Genomic DNA, 255 nt, shown 5'->3' with positions numbered 1-255 from the left:
GCGTCTACCTGCCGCCGGATGCCAATACGCTGCTGTCGGTCACCGACCATTGCCTGCGCAGCCGCAACTACGTCAACGTCGTCGTCGCCGGCAAGCAGCCGGGCCCACAATGGCTGACGATGGAACAAGCCGTGCGCCATTGCAGCATGGGTGTGAGCATCTGGGACTGGGCCAGCAACGACGCCAACAGTGAGCCGGACGTCGTCATGGCCTGCTGCGGCGACACTCCGACGCTGGAAACCCTCGCCGCCGTCC

At 65.9% G+C, this 255-nt stretch carries 1 pseudogene; it reads left to right on the top strand.

The features are described from left to right. Positions 1-255 (top strand): annotated as a pseudogene (locus IB272_RS34690) (phosphoketolase); the annotation flags it as partial.

The sequence above is a fragment of the Ensifer sp. ENS08 genome (assembly GCF_014852195.1).
In the GTDB taxonomy this organism is placed as follows: domain Bacteria; phylum Pseudomonadota; class Alphaproteobacteria; order Rhizobiales; family Rhizobiaceae; genus Ensifer; species Ensifer adhaerens.
The sequence above is the reverse complement of the archived record's forward strand: the minus strand, read 5'-3'. Positions and strand labels throughout refer to the sequence as shown.